The following is a 2,729-nucleotide window of genomic DNA, read 5'->3' as shown; positions in this document are numbered from 1 at the left end:
GTTGGATTTGTGGATCAGAGTCATTTTCATCGCCATTTCAAACGGTTGGAAGGCATTACGCCCAAAGCTTTTGTCAGCCAAATTTGTTGATATTATCGATCGAATATTTTTAATTACATGACAATCTGTAGGGGCAGGTTTATGCTGTATATTTCCGTTCGCACCGATAACCTCAAACAAACCTGCCCAACCCCGCTAGCGACGATCGACAGCCACAATTCGATCGATAGAATATCCAAAAATCGGATGAATCTACAAGACATCGACCGAGCATTTGCTAAATACTGATAGCTAGAGATACAGATCGTATTTGTAGCAACAGGAGGTCGCGATCGTGGCACAGCTCGAAACCAAGACAGAGCCGATGGTACTCAATATGGGGCCACATCATCCCTCCATGCACGGTTGTTTTCGGATTATCGTGACGCTGGATGGGGAAGATGTCGTCGATTGCGAACCCGTCATTGGGTACCTGCATCGGGGGATGGAAAAGATTGCCGAAAATCGCACTACTTTAATGTATGTCCCCTACGTCAGCCGTTGGGATTATGCCGCTGGGATGTTTAATGAAGCCGTAACTGTTAATGCCGTAGAAAAGTTGGCAAATATTGCCATTCCCAAACGGGCTAGTTATATTCGGATGATTATGCTCGAACTCAACCGGATTGCCAATCATCTGTTGTGGTTGGGGCCATTTATGTTGGATTTGGGCGCGGGTACGCCATTGTTTTATGTGTTTCGCGAACGGGAGATGATTTACGATCTGTGGGAAGCGGCGACGGGCTACCGGATGGTGAATAATAACTATTTTCGAGTCGGTGGGGTGGCGGTAGATTTACCCTACGGGTGGCTGGATAAATGTGCGGATTTCTGCAATTATTTCGCGCCGAAAGTTGATGAATACGAGCGTTTAATTACGGATAATCCGATCTTTTGCCGTCGGGTGGAAGGGGTGGGAACCATTAGTCGGGATATGGCGATTAATTGGGGACTGTCGGGGCCGATGTTACGTGCTTCTGGTGTGAAATGGGATTTGCGAAAAGTCGATCGCTACGAGCGATACGATGAGTTTGATTGGGATGTCCAGTATGAGACAGCGGGCGATTGTCTGGCGCGGTATCGAGTCAGAATGGGCGAAATGCGGGAGTCGGTGAAAATTCTCCGCCAAGCGATCGCTCAGATTCCTGGCGGTGCTTACGAAAGTCTGGAGGCTAACCGTCTAGATGCGGGAGCTAAATCTGAATGGGATGGTTTCGACTACCAATACATTAGTAAAAAGATCGCCCCGACATTTAAAATTCCCGCAGGCGAACATTACGTGCGCGTGGAGACTGGTAAAGGAGAGATGGGGATATTCATCATCGGTGACGATAATATCTTCCCCTGGCGGTGGAAAATTCGCTCTGCCGATTTTAATAATCTCCAAATTCTCCCCCATTTACTCAAAGGAGTCAAAGTCGCCGATATTGTGGTGATTCTCGGTAGTATCGATATCATTATGGGTTCGGTCGATCGCTAAATTACAGCTAATTTCGATCGATTGATGTGTATTCGGATTGTTATCTGGATGGCAGGTACTAGGATCGTACAAACTCATACACTATATTGAACGACACTTCACCCGCTCGATTCACAACTTCGCTCCCTGGAACCTTCATAAATCCTGTCCGCTCATACAGCCGCACAACTGGATTATTCGCTTGAACACTCAGACTTACCGCTGGATAATTTATCTTGGCTGTGCCTAAAATGTGCCTCAATAATTTAGTTCCAATGCCTTGTCCGCGATAATCTGGCAAAACAGCAATTGCCAACTCTGGAATCTCATCGTTGACATAACCAAACCCTTTCTCTTCCCCCAGCCACAATCGCAGCCAAGCCGCCCCAGTGTGACTTTTATCGTCGATCGAAGCAACATAACCAAGATCGCCCATTCTGCCCCAATTTAAGGCATAAAGAGCTAAATAAGGCTGCTGTTGAACTGATTCAATTGAAGATTCATGAGCTGCATATTGTAACATATTTCATACGATCGACTCATCTTCAACCATCAAAGAACGAATCACAAAATTATAGTTAAGGTCAACTCCCAATTCGATCTTCAGTTTTAGAATTGATTTGTGTCATACTTGTTCACTGTATCCACAAACTCTTTAGGAGCAGCAACAATTCTCAGCTTCTGAAAATATTCTTTTGACATAAATTTATCTAAAATCGGCATACATTCATCCAAATCATTTTTTCTGATACCGAAGTTATCACCTGAAAGTAACGAGAACCCAAAATCTGAGTAAAGCTTAATTGCCCGAAAGCTAGATGGCTGTGTATGAAGGTAAACAGGATAATCACACATTTCTAATTTCTGCATCACGATCGACAGCAAAGCTCTGCCAATACCTTGTCCTTCGTACTCTTTTAAGACTTTTAACCATTGAATCGTATTGAATTCGTCGTATGCTTTCCAAATTAAGCAAGTAGCGATCGGTTTGTTTTGCCAATCGCAGACAAACAAAGTCTTGGTGAAAAACAGTTCTTCTTTTTCGCCATACGTCATGGCAAAATAATCGGACATAAACCCCTCATATTCTTTTGCCAGATCGGCATCATTAAAGGGCATCATTTTCCATATACCTAGCTCATCAGGTCTGCAACTTCTGATAGAATAACCAGCAGGCAATTCGGCAAGAGCATCGCGATTCAATGCCGAGCACATCATAAAGATATTTTTG

General features: G+C 44.2%; 5 protein-coding genes. 3 read left to right on the top strand and 2 right to left on the bottom strand.

Features of this window, described 5'->3' with window-relative positions:
- Positions 1-9 precede the first annotated feature (9 nt).
- Genes RMO52_RS01940 through RMO52_RS01930 form a run of 3 tightly spaced genes read left to right on the top strand, consistent with a single transcriptional unit; the run spans position 10 to position 1,519 of the window.
- A complete protein-coding gene (locus tag RMO52_RS01940) occupies positions 10-90 on the top strand; it encodes a hypothetical protein (protein ID WP_310410418.1) in 81 nt (26 codons plus the stop codon).
- Positions 91-117: 27 nt separating this feature from the next.
- Positions 118-288: a hypothetical protein gene (locus RMO52_RS01935; protein ID WP_309741276.1), complete on the top strand. Its 171-nt coding sequence runs from the start codon at positions 118-120 to the stop codon at positions 286-288.
- 46 nt (positions 289-334) lie between these two features.
- Positions 335-1,519 (top strand): NAD(P)H-quinone oxidoreductase subunit H, encoded by a 1,185-nt coding sequence (locus tag RMO52_RS01930; RefSeq protein ID WP_309741279.1) that lies wholly within the window; start codon positions 335-337, stop codon positions 1,517-1,519.
- 58 nt (positions 1,520-1,577) lie between these two features.
- Here RMO52_RS01930 and RMO52_RS01925 read toward each other — a convergent pair whose 3' ends face one another.
- Both RMO52_RS01925 and RMO52_RS01920 read right to left on the bottom strand, forming a co-directional pair.
- A complete protein-coding gene (locus RMO52_RS01925) occupies positions 1,578-2,021 on the bottom strand; it encodes a GNAT family N-acetyltransferase (RefSeq protein WP_310410416.1) in 444 nt (147 codons plus the stop codon).
- Between the two features lie 86 nt (positions 2,022-2,107).
- Positions 2,108-2,729: GNAT family N-acetyltransferase (locus tag RMO52_RS01920; protein WP_310410414.1), on the bottom strand; the 622-nt coding region annotated here is incomplete at its 5' end.

This window comes from Chamaesiphon sp. OTE_8_metabat_110, assembly GCF_031382685.1.
Taxonomy (GTDB): domain Bacteria; phylum Cyanobacteriota; class Cyanobacteriia; order Cyanobacteriales; family Chamaesiphonaceae; genus Chamaesiphon.
This window is presented reverse-complemented; position numbering and strand designations above follow the sequence as displayed.